Raw genomic sequence first — 17,950 nt, forward strand, 5'->3', positions numbered from 1 at the left:
TGTCCGTTCTCAATCAACCTGCTCCGGTCGCAGGGCGCTGACCTGGGCGGATCAGTTTGATTGAGAATACGGGTGGTCGGGTTTTCTCAGTTGATCTGCTCCGCGTTCGCGTTACGGGCTGGTTTTCTCAGCCTTTCTGCTCCTGGGGAGGCCTTCGTTGCGGATCTTGTTGGTGATGTATTGGCAGACCGAGCCGTAGGACAGCTCGGCGCCGTGCTCGTCGACGAGGCGCTCCCAGATCGCCCAGCGGGACAGGGGCGGCTTGTGGGCGAGGAGGTCGTCGATGATGTGGGCGTAGGCGTCGTAGACGCGGTTGCCGCGGGGTGGTGCGCGCCTGAACGCCATCGGGTTCGGGTCGGTGGTGAGGGCGAGCAGGACGGTGTCGGCCTGGACTCTGAACTTGCGGGTGATGGCCCGTAGTGATGGGTTGATCTTCGCCTCTTGGCGGATGGCGTCCAGGAGTTCACGGGCGCCTTGCTGGCCGCGGCGTTTGACCAGGTTGGCGATGCTGCGGGGCCGGCGTGGTGGGCTGTTGGGCTCGGCTTCGGGCTCACGCGGCGCGTCGTCGGATTCGGGGTTGAGTCGGTGGGGTCGGGCTTCGGTTTGCAGGGTGGAGAAGTGGCGGGTCAGGGCGTCGACGGTGCGGCCGGTGACCACGGCGAGTCGTGCGGCGCGTACAGATCCTTGGTAGGTGGGTGGGGCGCAGAGGTATTGGCGTAGGTAGCTGGGTCGTAGGTGGTTGGCGTGGGCGAGGCGGCGGATGTAGGTGCCGACGGTCTCGTCGCGGCGTGGGCGGGGTATGAGCGGCAGTGGTTGCGGCCGGTCGGTGAGCACGTCGCTGCTGGTGTCGGAACTGGTCATCGTCTTTTCCTGCGAGTGGTCTCGGCGGCGATGTCGACTTCGATGGCGTCGAGGCTTGTGCGGGTGACGGCTTCGGTGGTGTCGATGACGGCTTGGACGGCGGCGCTGCGGATCAGCCGTAGGAGGCTGCCGATCATGCCGGCGGTGCGTTGGTGCAGGTAGCGGTCGAGGTGGGCCAAGGTGCCGGGGGTGTGGTGGTGCAGGCGCAGGCTGGTCTCGAGGGCACTGACCAGGGCTGTCCAGTCGGGTCCGAGGGGGAACGGGCCGGTGGGGACCATGCCGAAGCGGCCGGCGATCTGCTCGCCTCGGGTGCCAGTGAGTAGGCCGTCGCGTTCGACGTTGATGCCCGCGTAGGCGAAAGTCGCGGGGATGCGTTCGGCGAAGTACTTGAGGGTGTCGGATACTTCGGCGCCGTTGCGGGTGGTCAGGCTGATGTTGTGGATCTCGTCGACGACGATGAGGCTGGTGCGGGCGTCGATGCAGACGCCGCAGACGGCTTCCATGACCTCGGTGATGTTGGATCTGCGCAGCAGTGGGATGCCGAGGAACCGGGCGAACTCGACGGCGATCATCCGGCCGGTCGCTGCGGGTGGGGCGGTGATGTAGACGACCGGGATGTCACCGCCGTTGTGGGGGTGACGCTGGCGGTGGATGACCTCGAGGGTCTTGGCCATCTGGATGATCGCGGTGGTCTTGCCGGTGCGGGCGGGGCCGGAGACGATCAGCCCGCAGCGTCCGGTCTCCGCGCGCCGGTTGAGGTAGGTCAACCGGCGGCCTTCGAGGGTCACCCGGCGGATGGTGGCGGTGGCGATGACCACGAGCTGGGCGTGGTGGGTGAGCCGGGCTTCGTCGTAGGCGAGGCGCTGGTCGGCGGTGAGGGTGGCCAGTCGGGCGTCGTCGAGCAGGTCGGGAACGTGCGGGGCGGTCTGCACGAACCGTCGCCATCCCGGCAGCGTGGTCAGCTGCAGGTGTTCCGCGTCGGCGTCGGGTTGGGCGGCGGGGGTGTGGGCCGCGGTCACCATCGTTTGGTTGCCTCCAGGTAGGGGTCGAACACGCCCAGCGGGACGACCTCGGCCAGTGCTTCACCGGAGTCGTCGTCGGGTGTGTCGGTGTGGGTGGGGCCGGTCTCGGGCTCCGGGGTGGCCTCCGGTTCGGGGCGTGGCCAGGCCGGTGGGGTGGTGGAGTGGGTGCGGGCGCGGACCCGCCGGTCCCGCTTGGACGCCGAAGCCGTCGGTTCAGGGCCGTGGTTGGCGCGGCGCAGCAGCGCCCGCACCGCCTCGGCAATCTCGGCTTCCGTGGCGTCGGGCAGCTTCGCGCGGACGTGGTCCCAGGCCAGTTCCCCGAATGGCAGCCCATCGCGGCGCAAATGGGTCCAGAACGCGGTGATCCAGCCGCCGGTGCCCGGGTCGCGTACCCAGATCCGGGACACGTCGTAGGGGTCGTGGTGGACCTGCCACAGGTTCTTGTGGGCCTTGTTTCCCGACGGCTGCCGGCGCAGCGGGTTGAGCTGTTCGGCGTCGTAGGTGCGGTGCCGGTGCCTGATGCCGTAGGCGTTGATCGCCTTCCAACAGGTCGGCAGCAGCGCGATGTAGTCCTCACCGGACAACGGGACCGGCAGGTAGCCGGTCGACTCGACCAACGCGGCGTACTTCTCGTTCGGGGTGAACATGCGCCCGGGCGTCGCCGGGTCACGCAGGCCGTCGTGGGGGCGGTTCTGCCAGCACGCCACGATCCACTCGTCGAGCAGCTCCTGCAGTTCCAGCATCGACCACAGCGCTTTGGCCTCCAGACCACGGCCCCGGCGTTCGGTGTTGGAGCCGGCGTAGCCAGACACGAACTGGGCGAACAGCGTCCCGACCGCCGACATCAGCTTCTCGACGTGCGGTTTCTCCGCCGGCGAGCCGGGATGGGTGGGCTGGAAGTTGATCCCCAGGAACGCGCAGGACGAGCGGAAGTTCCGCGACAGGAACACGCTGCCCTGGTCGACCACGATCGTCTCCGCAACGATGACCGGCCGAGCGGCGGCGTGTTCGAGCCGCTCGTCGATCTCGGTCAGCCGCTGGTGCGGCAGCACCGACCTCGACATCGCCAGCGCCTGCGTCCAGCCCGGCCGCATCGGCTCCGGCGTCAGGGTCCGGCCCAGCAGGATGCTGGCGTCGACCGACTTCGTGCTCGGGCGCAGCACCGCCGCGGTCACCGTCCTGGTCGCGACGTCGATCACCCCGGTCAGCTCCACCCGCCCCGGCGTGCCGTCATCCAGCAGGACCAACACGTCCAGCGGTGTGGAGTCCATCTCCATCAGCTCACCCGGAGCGAACACCCGAGGCCGGTGAAACGGCGCCGACGGGGCAGCCGCCACCGAGCGGCGGGTGCGGGCCGAACCGGTCGTGTGCAGGCCGACGGTCAACTTGTCCAGCAGCCGATACGACGTCGCCTTCGACGGCATTCCCACCAGGCCGTGGTGGCGCTCGTCGAGGATCTGCCGCGCCCGCCACAACACGTAACCACCTGTGCGGGTCGAGTCGTCGGTGGCCTCGGCGACCGCCGCCCGCACCGCCTCCACGACCCGCTCATCCACGCGGCCGAACCGCGAGGGCTGCCGCAGCAGCCGATGATCCACCAGCGCCGCGACCCCGCCGGACTCGTAACGCTGCCGCTGCCGCTTCACCGTCGCCCACGTCACGGCGTGTCCGGCCGCCCGCAACTCCGCGGCCTTGGTCTTCTCCCGGCTGGTCACCGTCGTGACCGCGGGGTCGAAGCCAGGCCGGGCCACCGCCCCGGCAGGGGCGTTCGGCGCCAACCCGTGGATGACCTCCACCACGTGCCGCTCCCACCACAACGCCTGCTCGGCCACGTCATCGGGCAGACGGTCCAGCGTCGCCGCGCCCACCGGCGCGGCAACGCCGCGCTGCCCGAGCACCGCGAAATCCGCCTCCGACAACAGGTGCGCCAACCGAACGCCCTCGGTCAAGCCGGCCTCATCGGTCAGCAGCACCAGCGTCCCGGACCAACCCACCACCGTCCGCACGATCCCGGCGGCCCGCACCCGGTCACCCGGACGCAGCCGCGGAAGCCGCCCGCTCACCACGGCGACCTCGACACGTGCACCACCGTCGCCGAGTCCAACAGCGCACCGGCCAGATCCGCCGAAAGGACCTGCCGCCAGAGCAGGTGGAACAGCACCGGCAGCACCAGCAGCCGATCCCCGGCCCGCTCAGCGCCCTCGAACAACGGCGCGGGCCGGTCGAACACCTCCACCAAACGGGCCACAACATCCTCGCGCCGGCCGCAGCGCGGATGCCGATACCGCGACAACCAGCGCACGTTCGCCGCGAACACCGACTCCACGACACCCACCCGACGGAACCGCCACCCCACCGCCGAGCAGGCCGCCGCCGTCACCGCGAACGCCTCCGCGTCACGAGCCTTGATCCGCTCGTCCGGGCGCACATCGATCACCAGCCCGGTGCCGTCCTCGACCCGGACGAAGTAGTCCGGCAGATGCCGGCGCACCCCGTCTCCCGCCGGCCAGGACAGCCAGAACGGCTGCGAAGAGATCCCCACCACCGCCGGATCGAAGTCCAGCAGCATCACATGATCCCGCTCCAACCACGACTCGTAGCCCACATGCGCAGCCATCGTCGATGACCACCAGCGGCCAGGGAAGTTCCGCTGACCCTTGAACATCGCAAACGACCGCGCCGGCGCGACGTCCTCGAACCGCACCGCAGCACAGCGCGTCAGCGGCTCACAGCGCAGCTCACCGCCCTCACCGACGAACTCGATCAAGAAATCGGCCGCGTCGACGACGCCGACAGCGGCGGCGGAATCCGAAGACGATCTCACGAAGCTGACAAACGAGCGTCAGCCCTGTGAGAAACCGCCTGACGGCCATCCACTCACAGGCAGCCGGAGCACCTTGGCTGAGAAAACCTGCCAGTCGGAGCAGAAACATTGAGAAAAGAGCAGGTCAACTGAGAAAGGACAGAGGCCAGCCGAGCGGACAGGAACCGGTTGTCAGACATTCGTGAGATCGCTAGGTGTTCGCCACAGCTCACAAACACCGGTTTGAGGGTGTCAGCGCACCACGGCGCGGCGCGGAGCCGACACCACATGAGCGAGCACACGCCGCAGCACCACAACCCGCAGCACGATCCCACCGTCGACACCGGCCTCCTGGCCGGGGTCGACCCGACACCGACCGACCTGGTCGCCGGCGACCCGCCGGTACCGCTCACCGTCTGGCGCACCGCCCGCACCCCGGGCGACGCCGGACGCAGCATCGGCACCCGGCTGGCCGACCGCCTCATCGCCGCCTACAGCCGCCCCGGCGAGGCGGTCGTCGACCTCACCACCGACCACGCCCTCACCTCCGCCTGCGCGGCCGGGGCCCGCCGGCACCACCCAGCGTGGTTCACCGACGCGTCCAGCCTGATCATCGGCCCGGCCACTCCCGTCCCGCTCGCCAGCGGGATCACCGGCGACGCGGACGAGGAGGAGGACCTGCCGGAGATGGGCGCCTGGTTCGGGGACGACCTCACCGACCCGGACCTGCACCCACCGGCCGACACGGGCGCCGGCCTGCCGTCCGGCGGCTCCCTGCAGCAGGCAACCAGTCTCGTGGTCGCCTGCTGGCCCCTCGACCCCAACGCGGCTACCAACCGGGTCCGGTTGGCGTGGCTGCTGGCCGCCTGCGCCCAGCTGCTGCAGCCGGGCGGCTGCCTGATCCTCGTCGTCACCGTCCCGGCCGGCACCACCGCCGGCCCGGAGGACTTCTCCGGCGTGGTCCAGGCCGCCGCTGGCGTCGGGCTGGGCTACCTGCAGCACCTTGTCGCGGTTACCGCCGACACCGACGGGGACGCGTTCGTCTACCACGTCACCGACGAGGAACTGCTCACCCTCACCACCGCCGTGAGCGACCGGTGGCGGGTGGCGCACCTGCGGGTCCACGCGGACCTGATGGTGTTCAGCCAGGCCCAGCGCCCGGCCCCGCGCCGGAACGGACGCGAGGGCGGTGGTCGCCGTGGCTAGGCACCGCGCACACACCCCCGAACCGTCCCACGAGCAGACCACGACCACTGCCGCCACGAGCCCCGACCCGATCGGACGCCACCGGGCTACTCCCGGCCCGGAGGGCCTGTCGGTGTGGGCGACCGCCCAGTCCACCGGCCCCGTCCAGCGCCGCGGCCGGTACGTCCGTGAGTCGGTGCAGCACCCGGCGCGGATGCTCCCCGCGATCGCCGCGCACGCCGTCACCGCCTACACCAAGCCCGGGGACCTGGTGCTGGACCCGATGTGTGGGATCGGCACCACCCTGGTCGAGGCCATCCACGCCGGCCGCGACGCGATCGGGGTGGAGTACGAGTCACGCTGGTCCGACATCGCCGACGCCAACATCAAGCACGCCCACACCCAGGGCGCGACCGGCCGCGCCGGCGTCATCCGCGGCGACGCCACCCGCATCCTGTCGCTCGTGCCCGGGGCCCTGGCCGGCCAGGTCGCCCTCGTCGTGACGTCGCCGCCGTACGGGCCGACCGTGCACGGCCTCGTCCGGCCCGGCGCCGACGGGGTCGCGAAGTTCGACAACGCCTACAACGACGGCACCGACAAGGGCAATCTCGCCTACCGCGACCTGACCGGGCTCGCCGACGGGTTCGCCCAGATCCTCGCCGGCTGCCACACCCTCCTCAAGCCTGGTGGGGTCGTCGTCGTGACCGCCCGACCGTGGCGCAAGCACGGGGAACTGGTCGACCTTCCGTCGGCTGTCATCGGTGCCGGCGTCCGCGCCGGCCTCACCCCTGTGGATCGGTGCGTGGCGCTGCTCGCCGCCGTCCGCGACGGCGGGCTCGTGGCCCGGCCGTCGTTCTTCCAACTCCAAGCCGTCCGTAAGGCGCGGGCCGCTGGCACCCCGATGCACCTGATCGCACACGAGGACGTCCTCGTGTTTGTCAAGAGCCAGGAGCTGGAAGCCGGGGTGGTGGCGTGACCGCACCTACCCACCGCTACCTGTCGCTGGGTGCCGGTGTGCAGAGCTCCACGCTCCTGCTGTTGGCCGCCCAGGGCAGGATCCCACCGTTCGACGCTGCCGTCTTCGCCGACACGTCGTGGGAGCCGGCCGCCGTCTATCAGCACCTGGACCGGCTGTCCGGGATCGCGGAGCGGGCCGGGATCGAGGTCGTGCGCGTCAGCGTCGGGGACATCCGCGCTGACGCGCTCGACCCGGCCCACCGCTTCGCCAGCATGCCCCTGTTCACCCTCGGGCCGGCCGGCGAGCGGGGCATGGCCCGCCGGCAGTGCACCGCCGAGTACAAGATCAAACCGATCAAGGCGGAGGTACGGCGCCGGCTCGGCTACCCGCACCCGAGGCGGGTGCCGGCCGACGTGTTCGCGGAGATGGCGATCGGGATCAGCCTGGACGAGATCGGCCGGGCACGCGACGCCGACGTCGCCTACATGCGGAACGTCTTCCCACTGCTGGACCTGGGGTGGCGGCGCGACGACTGCCTGCGGTACCTGCGCCGGCACGGTCTCGGGGACACCCCGAAGTCGTCGTGCGTGGGGTGCCCGTTCCACGACGACGGCTTCTGGGCCGCCCTGCGGGAGGACAGCCCGGCCGAGTGGGCGGACGCGGTCGCCTTCGACCGGGCGATCCGCCACGGCTCCGCCCGCGCGAACGCCGCCGGGCAGCCGCTACGCGGCCAGTTCTTCCTGCACCGACAGCGGGTGCCACTCGACGAGGTGGTACTGCGTCCACGCCCGCGGCAGGCGGACTCGCCGAGCTGCGGGCCGTGGCCCTGCCCCCACGACACTCCCGTGCCCGGCGGCGCTGACCGTGGGGAGGTGGCGTGACCATTGCCCACCCAACCTCCCCACGGATCGGATCGCTCTGCACCGGCTACGGCGGCCTCGACATGGCCGTCGAGCTGGTGCTCGGCGGCCACCTCACCTGGTACGCCGAAACCGACCGGCACGCCACCACCGTCCTGGCCCACCACTGGCCCCACGTGCCCAACCTCGGCGACATCCGCACCCTCGACTGGAGCAGCGTCGCACCCGTCGACATCCTCACCGCCGGATTCCCCTGCCAGGACATCAGCAACGCCGGTAAACGCGCCGGCATCACCGGAGAACACTCCAGCCTCTGGACCCACATCGCCACGGCCGTTCGCATACTTCGACCCCGGTTGCTCTTCGTGGAGAACGTCGCCGCGCTCCTGCGACGCGGGTTCGACGTCGTCCACGCCGACCTGGCCCAGATCGGGTACGACATGAGCTGGACATGCCTACGCGCATCCGACATCGGCGCAGCCCACCGCCGGGACAGGCTATTCCTGCTGGCCACACCCACCGTTCGGCTGGGAGGGGGTGCGGACGCTGCCGACACCGTGCGCCCGTGATGGGAAAGGGCCCGGTCACCAGTACGGGCTGCCTGACCTGATCGAGGCGTCCGGCTCCACCCGTGGCCTGCTGCCCACCCCGAGGGCCAGCGACACTGGTACTCCAGGACGGCGAGCGGGGGCCGGGTTCCGGCCCCCGCTGTCGCAGGTCCTGCTGCCCACCCCGCGGGCCACCGATGGAACGAAGGGCTGCCCCGGGCAGCGCGGCTCACACGGCGACCTGACACTGCCTTCGGCGGCTGTGCGGGTACCGGCCCGGACCCTGCCCACCCCGCGCGCGTCCGACGCGCGCGGGGCTGGCCAGCACGGCGACGGCGGTGCGGATCTACGCACCACCGTCGCCGGGCTCGGCCAGCCCGACGCAGGCCGGTGGGGCGTCTACGCCGCCGCTGTGGCCCGCTGGGAGCTGCTGCTCGGCCGGCCCGCGCCGGAACCCACCCAGCCGGGCCAGCACGGCAAGCCCGTCCTGGCGCCGCGGTTCGTGGAATGGCTCATGGGCCTCGACGAGCACTGGGTCACCGACCCCACTCTCGGGCTGCCGCGCACGGCCGCGCTACGGGTCCTCGGTAACGGTGTCGTCCCCCACCAGGCTGCCACCGCGTTGCGGCTCCTGCTGTGCCCCCTGCGGTGAGACGTGCCCGCGTGACCAGCGGTCGCCGTAGGTGGAACACCCTACGAAGAGTTCTCCGCCTGGCCTACCTGCTCGGTGCTGTTCTCAGGTGGTGCGCCCAGCCAGGTGCGGACCGTTGCGATCTCCTCGTCGGAGAACGTGATCTCGGCAGCGTCGGCGCGGTTGAGAACGTTGCCGACGAACGCTGCTGCGATCTCGTCGGCTGTCGGTGGGGGTTGGCGGTGCAGAGGGCAACCGCCGAACGATGTGCCCCGCACGACAAACCCGACGGCGTTGCGGCTGATAGGCAGACCCTGTTCGCGAAGCTGGTCACGGGCCCAGCTGGTGCATTGCGTCCAGTTGAACCGCTGGGATCGGGCGTATTCGGCGAGTGTCCGGTAGATCGCCGGCCACCAGGGTTGCGGCATTCGCGGCAGATCGAGCTGGTGGCCCAGGCGCTCGACGGGATCCGGCAGGGCGACGCGTTGCGGCGTCGCGGTGGCGGTCGTCGGAGCCCGGTGGCGGCGGGTGTCCCAGAGCAGATGCTGCGACATCCGCAGGTTCGGCAACGTCAGGCTCGCCACGGCCCGGGCGAAGCTGCCGAAGCCGAACCAGTTGCTGTCGCTCACCGAAGGACCGAGCTGCGTCCGCAGCCGGGAAGCGAGCGAAGCCATGTTCACTGGCTCGGTCGCTGCGGTGTACTCGTAGGTCACGATCGACCGGAAGGCCTCGTACGCCTCGCTCTGACCAGCGTCAGGGGTGTCACCGTCGGCGGGGTTCACATGCTCGTCGAACCCCTCCTCCACCTCGCTGTCGGCCTCGTCGTCGAGGTCGACCGACTCGCCCTGCACCAGTGCCAGCAGGTGCTGGCTGTCGAGAACCTGGTCGGCGATCGCGGTGAAGGCCTCGGCCGCGTCGGCCGGTGACACGATCATGGTTCGCCGGTCGGAGCGGCGTAGGCGTTGCAGCAGCGGGGTCATGTCGGAGTCGCCGGAAGCGATGACGAACTCCTCATAGCGGGTGTCGGCGGACAGCGCGTCAACGGCGTCGACAACGATCCTGATGTCGGCCGCGTTTTTGGTGCTGCTGTAGCGAGGGCAGTCGATCACATCGAAGCCGGCGCGGACGAACGACGGCCGGAACTTCGAGAAGTACAACCGCGTTTGCTCCCCATCCGGGTCTGCGCGGTACACCCAGCCCGCGGGGTTGAGGTAGCAGCGCAGGACCAACCAGCGTCGTACGCCATCCGTCGTGGCCGTTGTCGCTAGCCGGCGCAGCCATCCCCCCGGATCTTCGGCGAAGTGAACCGCCACGTCCGGGTCCAACTTGTAGAGGCCGCTGAACACGTTGTCGAAGTCGAGGTAGAGCGCCGCCCGAACGTGATCCACGAGCGCAACCTACCAACGCTGAGCAACGGCGCCATCACCCCGCCTTCACGGCAGTACATGTGATGGCGGGGTGATGGCGTGCTGCGAGCGAAGTCCGCACCTGCCCGACCAGACCTCACTCTCCTTTCCCCCTTCGAGACTCGGGAGTTATCGCCGTGACCACGCACGACATCGATCCCACAGAAACGTCCAGCACCCCCGCCAGCGGTGGCGGGGTGTGGACCGAGGAGCGCATCCGCGCGCTCGGCGCGATCACCGACCTGCCCACCGCCGGACGTGTCTTCGGCCTGGGACGCGCCCTGTCCTACGACCTCGCCCGCACCGGCGACTTCCCGGTGCCGGTCCTGCGGGTCGGCGCCCGATACAAGGTGCCCGTCGCCGGGATCCTCACCGCCCTGGGTCTGTCGCCGACGTCCGGCGACTTGACCCTGGGCGGGATGCGAAGCGTCGATCACCAGGACGAAATCAGCAGCATCGACCCGCCGCACACCGGCGGCGACAGGAAGAAGGAACCGTGACCCGCACCCGCAGCCCCGAAGGGGCCCTCACCAAACGCTGCACCTGCACCGACCCCGACACCGGCAAGCGGCTGGGGAGCCGGTGCCCGAGACTGCGCCGGCCGGGCGGCGGCTGGCACCCCACCCACGGGGTGTGGGGCTACCAACTCGAACTGCCCGTCCGACCCGCGCGGCCCCGCCGGCAGCTACGCCGGTCCGGCTTCGACAGCCGCGACACCGCCGCCGCCGAGTTGCGGCACGCCCGCGCGCTGCTCGATGTTGCCGACGGCGACACGCACGTCGCGGCGCAGATCGGAGACCTGCTGCACTCCTGCCAGCCCGGCACCCCGCTGCCCGACCGCGACGCGGTTGCCGCCCGTGTCCGCGCCGGCGTGCCCGCCTCCGTGCCGACCACCACCGGCGAGTACCTGAATGCGTGGCTGGACGGACGGCGGGGACTGGCGGAGAAGACGGTGCGCGGCTACTCCGACCACATCCGCCTCTACCTGATCCCCCACCTCGGTGCCATCCCGATCCAGAGCCTACGGACGGCCCACATCGAGGGCATGTTCACCGCCATCGCGGTCAAGCAGGACGAGATCCGCGCCGCCCGCGCAAGCAACGACCCCGAGATCCGGGCGAACGTGAAGGGCGTCCGGCCGATGGGCGCATCGAGCACACACCGGCTGTACGCCACGGTGCGCAAGGCACTCAACGACGCCGTCGTCCGCGCAAAGCTGATACCCACCAACCCCGCCCTCGGCGTCGAGTTGCCCACCGCGAAACGACCCAAGGCGCGGGTCTGGACCGCCAAGGCGGTCGAGCACTGGCAGTCCACCGGCAGGCGTCCCAGCCCAGTCATGGTGTGGATGCCGCAACAAGCCGGACAGTTCCTCGACCACGCGCAACGCCACGACATCGTCCTCTACGCGATGTTCCTGCTCATCCTGCACCGAGGCCTACGCCGCGGCGAGGCCTGCGGTCTCCGCGACCACGACGTCGACCTCGACGCCGGCTACCTCACCGTCGTAGAACAGATCACCACCGTCGGCTACACCCCCATCGTCCGGCCGGTGAAAAGCGACGCCGGCGACCGGGTCATCCCCCTCGGCCCGAAAACGATCACCGCCCTGCGCTCCTACCTCGACATGCGCCGCCGCTGGCAACAGGTCAACGAAATCGGATGGCCCGACAGCGGCCGATTCTTCGTCCGCCCCGACGGCAAAGCCTGGCACCCCCAGACAATCAGCGACCGCTTCGACCACCTCGTCGCCACCGCAGGCCTGCCACCCGTACGGCTGCATGACCTGCGGCACTGCGCCGCCACCTACCTGCGCCACGGCGGCGCCGACATGAAGGAGGTCCAGGAGACCCTCGGTCACTCCACCATCGGCCTGACCTCCGACACCTACACCACCGTCATCCTCGAACTCGAACGGGGCAGCGCCGACGCCGTCGCCGACCTCATCCCGCGCAGCGGCACGGCCGCATAGCGTGAGAGACGCACGTCCAGTACACCGACGCCCTACGAACTCGCCCGGTTGAGGGGCCTAGGCGGCTTCCTTGCCCGCCACCCCCCGGCCTGACAGCATCTGCGCATGGGCATCTTCGACTCCGTCGCACGCGGCATGGGTAGCCTCCGCCCGCTGACCGACGAGGAACTCGAAGACAAGCACGAAGCGCTACGACAGCGCTACGTGTCCAGCAACAATGTCGGCGAGGCGTCGAACCTCTACAACGAGCTGCACCGCTACGACGAAGAGATGACGCGCCGCGCCAACGAGGCCTACGAGCGCGACAACCCGGACGCGACCACCAGGCGCCGCGAACACGGCTGGTACCTGCCCAATGGCGACTAGCGATCGCCCTGCCGGGCCTCGGCTCCGTCGACCTCGGCCACTGGGGCTGTCTCGCTAACGGAGACCTCTCTGCTGCCAACGCCCTGACACAGAAAGGTGCCGTCAGATCCACACTCCCCGATCGCCCACCTGTCAGGTTCAGCGGGGCTTGCGGCCGGTAGTGGAGGCGAACTGGTAGCCACGCACCAGCACCGCCGGGTCGGCCATCAGCTCGGCGAACCGGTCCAGCTCGTCGTGGGACAGGTCCTCGGCGAGGAGCCGGTCGCGCAGCTGGGTGGCGTTGTCGGCGTACAGGCGGCAGCCGGCACTGCCCCCGGCCCAGGTCTCGGCGACCCAGCGGGTGTGGACCTGCTCGAAGCCGTTGGCGAGCAGGAAGGAGGGAACCTTGTCGCCCCAGTGCAGGCCGACCCCCCGGCCGGCGAGGACGTCGAGGATGGTGTGCACGACGCGGGTGACGAGGTCGTTGTCGCTGTCGGCGGGGGCGTGCGCGGACACGGGCGCGTAGACGATCTCTCCGAGGACGAGGTGCCCGCCGGGGCGCAGCGCGTTGATCATCTGGTGGAGCAGCAGGTGCCGGTTCGGTAGGTGTTCCAGGACGCAGCGGGCGGTGGCGACGTCGATGGTGCCGGGTTCGACCGGCAGCGGCTGGGTGCGCAGGTCGCGTTGGTAGACGTCGAGCACGCCGGTGGGGTTGAGCATGCTGGTGTCGATGTCGACGGCGATGACCTTTCCGGTGCGGCCGACGAGTTCGCACAGGTGCCGGGCGATGGAGCCGGCGCCGGCGCCAACGTCGAGGGCGGTGTGCCCGGGGTTGACTCCCAGGCGGGTCAGGTCGTCGAGAGTGACCGGGTCGAGCATCTCCTGCAGGGGGTGGAGCTGGTGAGGGCTGTTGCGGAACTGGTAGCGCTGCGTGGGTGCGGTGGCCGTCATGGAGTGACTCCTTGGGTCGTCGTAGTGAGGCAGGGCAGGGGCGTTGTCAGCGGCCAGTGCTGTTGCAGCCGCGGGTACAGCGGTAAGGACGGCGTGGCTGGCCGGGGACGGGCGGTGGGTTCCCACCAGCGGCGGGTGGCGTGGCTGTGGGCGAGGTAGACGAGGTAGGTCTGCGCTCGCCAGCCGAAGGGACCCAGGTGGGCGGATTCGTAGGCGAGGACTTCCCCGGTGTCTGGGTGCAGGACGAGCAGGGCGCGTCGGTCGCCGCTGGTGGCGGCGACCGCGATGCCTGGGCGGCCGGAACGGTCGACTACGCGCGGGTAGTAGGTGAGCGAGCTCAGCCCGGCCAGCAGATCGAGGGTGGCGGCGCGGCCGTCCCGGCGAGGGCTGTACCAGGTCGACAGGTACGCCAGGTTCGCCAGCACCTCAGTGGAATCGGCTGGTGAGGGCTCATCGATACGCAGGTCTTCCCGCAGCACGTCGGTGCGGGTGAAGGGGTCGATCAGCCCGACGCTGTAGAGGTCGCCGGGTTGCCACCAGTCGTGGGTGACCGGAACGACGCCGGTGGGGTGCTGGGTGGCGAGCTGGCCGCCGGAGCGGTCGTCGCCGCGCCAGCGGACCACCTCCCGCACCGCCGCCCCGGAGCGGGCGGGGTTGTTCCACTGCCGGTAATGCACGAGGTCATACCGGCCCGCGACGGTGTCGCACGCGCTGGCCCGCAGGCGTGCCGCCAGCGCCAGCAACGGAGCACGCGCCGGCTGCGGGTACGCCACCTGAGTTCCCTGGTAACCGGTGCCTCGACGCGCCGCTGCAAGCATGGGCTGCGGCGCCGCTGAGGTGGGACAGTGCACGGAACTGGGCTGGGCGGGGATCGGTGCTGGCGTCGTCACGGCGGGTATGGCGGTGGCGGCGAGCACTACCAGGGCCGCCATGGTCACGGTGGGGGTCACCGGTGTGCCTGCCCACGGTTGGGCAGAGCGGGTGAGACCAGGGCGAGGTGGTCGCGCAGCGCCTGCTCGGCCTGTCCGTCGCTGGTGGCGATGGGTCCGGTGAGGCGTCCGTCGGCGAGGACGTGGACGGTGTCACTGAGTGCGGCGGCGGCGCGGGCGTGCGGCACGGCGGCGAGGACGGTGACGCCGTGGCGGGGCAGTTCCCGCAGCGCGTGGGTGACGTGTGCGGCCACGGTGGGGGCGAGTCCTTCGGTGGGTTCGTCGCACAGCAGCAGCCGGGGCGCGGTGCGCAGGGCGCGGGCGATCGTGAGCATCTGCTGCTCCCCGCCGGAGAGCTCGTGGCCGCGGTGGCGCAGCCGGGCCGCCAGGGCCGGGAACATCTCCAGCAGTTCATCCACCGCCCAGGCCCGGCTGTCCGGGCGGCGAGCGGTCGGGCGGGCGACGGTGAGGTGCTCGGCAACGGTCAGCGACGGCCACAGCCGTCGTCCCTGCGGGGCGAGGGCGACCCCGGCGCGGGCGGCGCGGACGGGCGTCCAGCCGGTCACGTCGCGGCCGTCGAGCAGGACCCACCCGGTGGTGGGTCGCAGGTGTCCGGCGAGGGTGTGCAGCAGGGTGGTCTTCCCGGCGCCGTTGGGCCCGGCCACGGTGTGCACGGCGACGGCCGCCAGATCGACGGTGATGTGGTGCAGGACGGGGGTGTCGGGGCGGTAGCCGGCGGCGAGGTCACCGATGCGCAGCATCGTCACCCCCGGTGCCGAGGTAGAGGGCGGTGACGGCGGGGTCGGCGCGCACGGTGTCGGTGGGGCCGTCGGTGTGGCGGCGGCCGTGGTGCAGGACGGTGGTCCAGTCGGCAAGGGCGGCGACGACGTCCATGTGGTGCTCGACGAGCACGACCGCCATCCAGCCGGGTAGACGCCCGAGGATGTCGAGCAGGCGGGTGGTGTCGGTGTCGGTGAGGCCGGCGGCAGGCTCGTCGAGTAGCAGCACGCGGGGCTGCCCGGCCAGGGCGACGGCGAGGTCGAGCATGCGGCGGTGCCCGTGCGACAGCGCGGCGGCCGGGTAGTCGGCGTACCCGAGCAGGCCGACGAGGTCGAGGGCTTCCGGAGGCGTGCGTTCGGGTTGGTGGCGGTGGTGCCAGCCGCCCATGCGCACACAGTCCAGCAGGGTCAGGTTCGGGTAGACGCGGGGGTGTTGGAAGGTGCGGCCGATGCCGGCGCGGCCCCGCCAGGCCGGGCCACGCCGGGTGACGACTTGGCCGTTGTAGGTGATGGTGCCGGCCTGAGTGCGGGTGGTGCCGGCCAGGATGTTCAGCAGGGTGGACTTGCCGGCGCCGTTGGGGCCGATGACGGCGTGGCGGTCGCCGGGGGCGACGGTGAACGTGTCCAGGTCGAGGACGGTCAGCTGTCCGTAGGCGTGGCGCAGGCCGGTCGCGACGAGGCCGTTGCCGTGGGCGCGGTCGATGTCACCCGGTTCGCGCTGCGACGGCACGTCGTCGGGGTCGATGCGGTGGACTGTCCTCACGGGGTGCTCCTGGTGACGGGCTGGGCCGGGCCGTCGGGCATGTGAAGAGCGGGACGGCGCCGACCGTGACGAGGAAGGGGCAGGCTGGCCAGTCGCGCGGGAAGAGCGATCAGGCCGCCGGGCAGCAGGTACACCGCGGTGACGAACAGGGCGCCGAGGAGTAGGGGCGCGTGACCGGGCAGCCAGGCACCCACGACGTCGCGCACGGCGAGGACCGCGATGGTGGCGGCGGCGGCACCGGGCAACGAGGTGGCGCCGCCGATGACCACAGCAAGCAGCGCGAGGGCGGCGGTGGTGAAGCCAACATCGGCCGGGGTAATCCACCGGTGGGTGTGGATGAGCAGGGCCCCGCCGATCCCGGCGAGGGCGCCCGCGCCGGTGTGCGCCGTCCACAGGTAGGCGGTGACGTGGTGGCCGCTGGCGCTCGCGCGGACCTCGTTGCCGCGCACGGCCGCCAGCAGCGTCCGCTGGCTGCCGCCGAGCAGTGCCACGGCGGCGGCGGTCGCGGCGATCGCCACGAGCGTGGCGTAGAGCAGCACCGTGCGGTCGGTAGTCAGCGGCGGCAGGCCGGGCAGCAGACGAGGGGCGGGGATCCCAGCGAGCCCGTCGGTGCCGCCGCTGACAGCGCGCCACTGGGCGGCGGTGATCGCGGTCAGTTCCGCGACGGCGAGGCTGAGCATGAGGAACACCGTGGCGCGGTAGCGGACGAGCACCGCGCCGATCGCCCCGGCGGTCAGTGCTCCCGCCCCGGCCGCCGCCAGCAGGTGCAGCGGGGCGAGGTCGGTGCCGGCGAGGGCGAGCCGGGCGGTGGTGTAGGCACCGGCCGCGTACGGGGCGACCTGGCCGAGCGTGGGCAGTCCCGCGTGGCCGGTGACCACCGCGACGCTGACCGCCAGCACCGCCAGCGGCAGCATCCGCGCGGCGGTGGCGTGCAGGTACGGATCCGGTGACACCGCCACCGCGCCCACCACCGCCGCTGCCAGGCCGAGCGCCGACCACGGGTGCGCGCGTCGTGCCAGCGCGCGCACGACCGTCGCCGCCATGTCGTGCCGTGGACCGCTCACGCCGACGCCCCTGTGGGGAGGCTGGTCCGGCGGGCCAGCAGCACCACGGCCATGGCGCCGATCAGCAGGTACGGGGCGACCGCCGGGAACGACGTCACGCCGACGGTCTGCACGACGCCCACGGCGAGGGCGGCGGCGAGCGCACCGGGCACGGAGCCGAGGCCACCGCAGACCACGATGATCAGCGACAGCAGCAGCGCGGTGTCGGCGGTGTGCGGGCCGACGCCGAGGATCGGAGTGGTCAACGCCCCGGCCAGGCCGGCGAGAGCCCCGGCGGCGACCAGGACTGCCGCGTCCACCAGGCGGGGGTTCACCCCGATGCCGGCAACCATCGCCCGGTCGTCAACCGTGGCGCGGATCAGCCGTCCGGCGCGGGTGCGGTGCAGCACCACGTAGCCTCCCGCGACGACAGCGACAGCGACGCCCAGCACGGCGAGCCGGTCGACCGGATACCGGTGCCCGGCAACCCAGACGGTCGCCTCCAACACCTCAGGCAGGCGAGGTCGCAGCGTGTCGGGGCCGTAGGCGGTGGTGAGCAGGTCGGCGCCGATGAGCGCGACACCGAAGGTGAGCAGCGCCTGGTCGAGGTGCCCCCGACCCCGCAGTGCGGCGGTCGCGGCGGCCAGCACCCCGCCGCCGGCGGCTCCCACACCGGCCGCCAATGCGACCGCCGCGGCAAGGCTTGGCCAGGTCCCCGAACTGGTGGCAGCAGCGACGTAGCCTCCGGCGGCGATCAGCGTGCCGTGCGCGAGGTTGAGCACACCCCCGGCGCCGAACGCGACGGTCAACCCCGCGGCGGCAATGGCCAGGAGCAGCCCGTAGGCGACGCCGTCGACGGCGGGTATCAGGTAGGCGTCCACGCGCACCGCACCC

Annotated in this window: 19 protein-coding genes; 8 read left to right on the forward strand and 11 right to left on the reverse strand. The window is 71.3% G+C overall.

Annotated features, from left to right (window positions below):
- Nucleotides 1-111 precede the first annotated feature (111 nt).
- The 4 genes from T398_RS15995 to T398_RS16010 are packed head-to-tail and all read right to left on the reverse strand — an operon-like array spanning nt 112 to nt 4,707.
- Nucleotides 112-861: a TniQ family protein gene (locus T398_RS15995; RefSeq protein ID WP_496447838.1), complete on the reverse strand. Its 750-nt coding sequence runs from the start codon at nt 859-861 to the stop codon at nt 112-114.
- Complete coding sequence (locus T398_RS16000; RefSeq protein ID WP_496447840.1) at nt 858-1,883, reverse strand: TniB family NTP-binding protein; 1,026 nt, start codon at nt 1,881-1,883, stop codon at nt 858-860. Before T398_RS16000 ends, T398_RS15995 begins: the two co-directional genes overlap by 4 nt.
- Complete coding sequence (locus T398_RS16005; protein WP_496447842.1) at nt 1,877-3,946, reverse strand: transposase family protein; 2,070 nt, start codon at nt 3,944-3,946, stop codon at nt 1,877-1,879. Before T398_RS16005 ends, T398_RS16000 begins: the two co-directional genes overlap by 7 nt.
- On the reverse strand, nt 3,943-4,707 hold the full coding sequence (locus T398_RS16010; RefSeq protein ID WP_496447843.1) for a TnsA-like heteromeric transposase endonuclease subunit: 765 nt from the start codon (nt 4,705-4,707) through the stop codon (nt 3,943-3,945). The genes T398_RS16005 and T398_RS16010 overlap by 4 nt, the downstream gene beginning before the upstream one ends.
- A 267-nt stretch (nt 4,708-4,974) precedes the next feature.
- Here T398_RS16010 and T398_RS16015 point away from each other — a divergent pair, with 267 nt between their 5' ends.
- The 5 genes from T398_RS16015 to T398_RS16035 are packed head-to-tail and all read left to right on the forward strand — an operon-like array spanning nt 4,975 to nt 8,889.
- Nucleotides 4,975-5,892: a hypothetical protein gene (locus tag T398_RS16015; protein WP_496447845.1), complete on the forward strand. Its 918-nt coding sequence runs from the start codon at nt 4,975-4,977 to the stop codon at nt 5,890-5,892.
- Nucleotides 5,876-6,847: a TRM11 family SAM-dependent methyltransferase gene (locus T398_RS16020; RefSeq protein WP_496447846.1), complete on the forward strand. Its 972-nt coding sequence runs from the start codon at nt 5,876-5,878 to the stop codon at nt 6,845-6,847. Before T398_RS16015 ends, T398_RS16020 begins: the two co-directional genes overlap by 17 nt.
- Nucleotides 6,844-7,710, forward strand: coding sequence for a hypothetical protein (locus T398_RS16025; protein ID WP_496447847.1), 867 nt, complete (start codon nt 6,844-6,846; stop codon nt 7,708-7,710). The genes T398_RS16020 and T398_RS16025 overlap by 4 nt, the downstream gene beginning before the upstream one ends.
- The gene (locus T398_RS16030) at nt 7,707-8,258 is read left to right on the forward strand and encodes a DNA cytosine methyltransferase (RefSeq protein ID WP_496447849.1); all 552 of its coding nucleotides are present in this window, start codon (nt 7,707-7,709) and stop codon (nt 8,256-8,258) included. The genes T398_RS16025 and T398_RS16030 overlap by 4 nt, the downstream gene beginning before the upstream one ends.
- Nucleotides 8,227-8,889: a hypothetical protein gene (locus T398_RS16035; protein WP_496447850.1), complete on the forward strand. Its 663-nt coding sequence runs from the start codon at nt 8,227-8,229 to the stop codon at nt 8,887-8,889. The genes T398_RS16030 and T398_RS16035 overlap by 32 nt, the downstream gene beginning before the upstream one ends.
- A 41-nt stretch (nt 8,890-8,930) precedes the next feature.
- Here T398_RS16035 and T398_RS16040 read toward each other — a convergent pair whose 3' ends face one another.
- Entirely contained in the window at nt 8,931-10,256 is a 1,326-nt protein-coding gene (locus tag T398_RS16040; protein WP_496447852.1) for an NYN domain-containing protein, read from the reverse strand.
- A gap of 155 nt (nt 10,257-10,411) precedes the next feature.
- Here T398_RS16040 and T398_RS16045 point away from each other — a divergent pair, with 155 nt between their 5' ends.
- The 3 genes from T398_RS16045 (at nt 10,412) to T398_RS16055 (ending at nt 12,612) form a co-directional block, all read left to right on the forward strand.
- Nucleotides 10,412-10,774 carry a hypothetical protein gene (locus T398_RS16045; RefSeq protein WP_282263782.1) on the forward strand — a complete coding sequence of 121 codons (363 nt, stop codon included), beginning with the start codon at nt 10,412-10,414 and terminating at the stop codon, nt 10,772-10,774.
- Nucleotides 10,771-12,246: a tyrosine-type recombinase/integrase gene (locus tag T398_RS16050; RefSeq protein WP_496447853.1), complete on the forward strand. Its 1,476-nt coding sequence runs from the start codon at nt 10,771-10,773 to the stop codon at nt 12,244-12,246. Before T398_RS16045 ends, T398_RS16050 begins: the two co-directional genes overlap by 4 nt.
- Before the next feature lie 105 nt (nt 12,247-12,351).
- Complete coding sequence (locus T398_RS16055) at nt 12,352-12,612, forward strand: hypothetical protein (RefSeq protein WP_496447855.1); 261 nt, start codon at nt 12,352-12,354, stop codon at nt 12,610-12,612.
- Between the two features lie 138 nt (nt 12,613-12,750).
- On the opposite strand, the gene T398_RS16060 is transcribed toward T398_RS16055, so the two are convergent.
- Genes T398_RS16060 through T398_RS16085 form a run of 6 tightly spaced genes read right to left on the reverse strand, consistent with a single transcriptional unit; the run spans nt 12,751 to nt 17,943 of the window.
- Entirely contained in the window at nt 12,751-13,542 is a 792-nt protein-coding gene (locus T398_RS16060) for a class I SAM-dependent methyltransferase (protein WP_496447856.1), read from the reverse strand.
- Entirely contained in the window at nt 13,539-14,492 is a 954-nt protein-coding gene (locus tag T398_RS16065) for a hypothetical protein (protein ID WP_496447858.1), read from the reverse strand. Before T398_RS16065 ends, T398_RS16060 begins: the two co-directional genes overlap by 4 nt.
- Nucleotides 14,489-15,232, reverse strand: a complete 744-nt coding sequence (locus T398_RS16070) for an ABC transporter ATP-binding protein (protein WP_496447905.1) — start codon at nt 15,230-15,232, stop codon at nt 14,489-14,491. The genes T398_RS16065 and T398_RS16070 overlap by 4 nt, the downstream gene beginning before the upstream one ends.
- Nucleotides 15,216-16,013, reverse strand: coding sequence for an ABC transporter ATP-binding protein (locus tag T398_RS16075; RefSeq protein ID WP_496447859.1), 798 nt, complete (start codon nt 16,011-16,013; stop codon nt 15,216-15,218). Before T398_RS16075 ends, T398_RS16070 begins: the two co-directional genes overlap by 17 nt.
- Nucleotides 16,010-17,077: a branched-chain amino acid ABC transporter permease gene (locus T398_RS16080; RefSeq protein WP_496447861.1), complete on the reverse strand. Its 1,068-nt coding sequence runs from the start codon at nt 17,075-17,077 to the stop codon at nt 16,010-16,012. Before T398_RS16080 ends, T398_RS16075 begins: the two co-directional genes overlap by 4 nt.
- Nucleotides 17,074-17,943, reverse strand: coding sequence for an ABC transporter permease subunit (locus tag T398_RS16085; protein ID WP_393518727.1), 870 nt, complete (start codon nt 17,941-17,943; stop codon nt 17,074-17,076). Before T398_RS16085 ends, T398_RS16080 begins: the two co-directional genes overlap by 4 nt.
- Nucleotides 17,944-17,950 lie beyond the last annotated feature (7 nt).

The sequence above is a fragment of the Salinispora goodfellowii genome, assembly GCF_059570675.1.

Excerpts from the sequence above, each read along its gene's own strand:
- T398_RS15995 (WP_496447838.1), bottom strand. The coding sequence starts at position 861 with ATGACCAGTTCCGACACCAGCAGCGACGTGCTCACCGACCGGCCGCAA.
- T398_RS16000 (WP_496447840.1), bottom strand. The coding sequence starts at position 1,883 with ATGGTGACCGCGGCCCACACCCCCGCCGCCCAACCCGACGCCGACGCG.
- T398_RS16015 (WP_496447845.1), top strand. The coding sequence starts at position 4,975 with ATGAGCGAGCACACGCCGCAGCACCACAACCCGCAGCACGATCCCACC.
- T398_RS16055 (WP_496447855.1), top strand. The coding sequence starts at position 12,352 with ATGGGCATCTTCGACTCCGTCGCACGCGGCATGGGTAGCCTCCGCCCG.
- T398_RS16060 (WP_496447856.1), bottom strand. The coding sequence starts at position 13,542 with ATGACGGCCACCGCACCCACGCAGCGCTACCAGTTCCGCAACAGCCCT.
- T398_RS16070 (WP_496447905.1), bottom strand. The coding sequence starts at position 15,232 with ATGCTGCGCATCGGTGACCTCGCCGCCGGCTACCGCCCCGACACCCCC.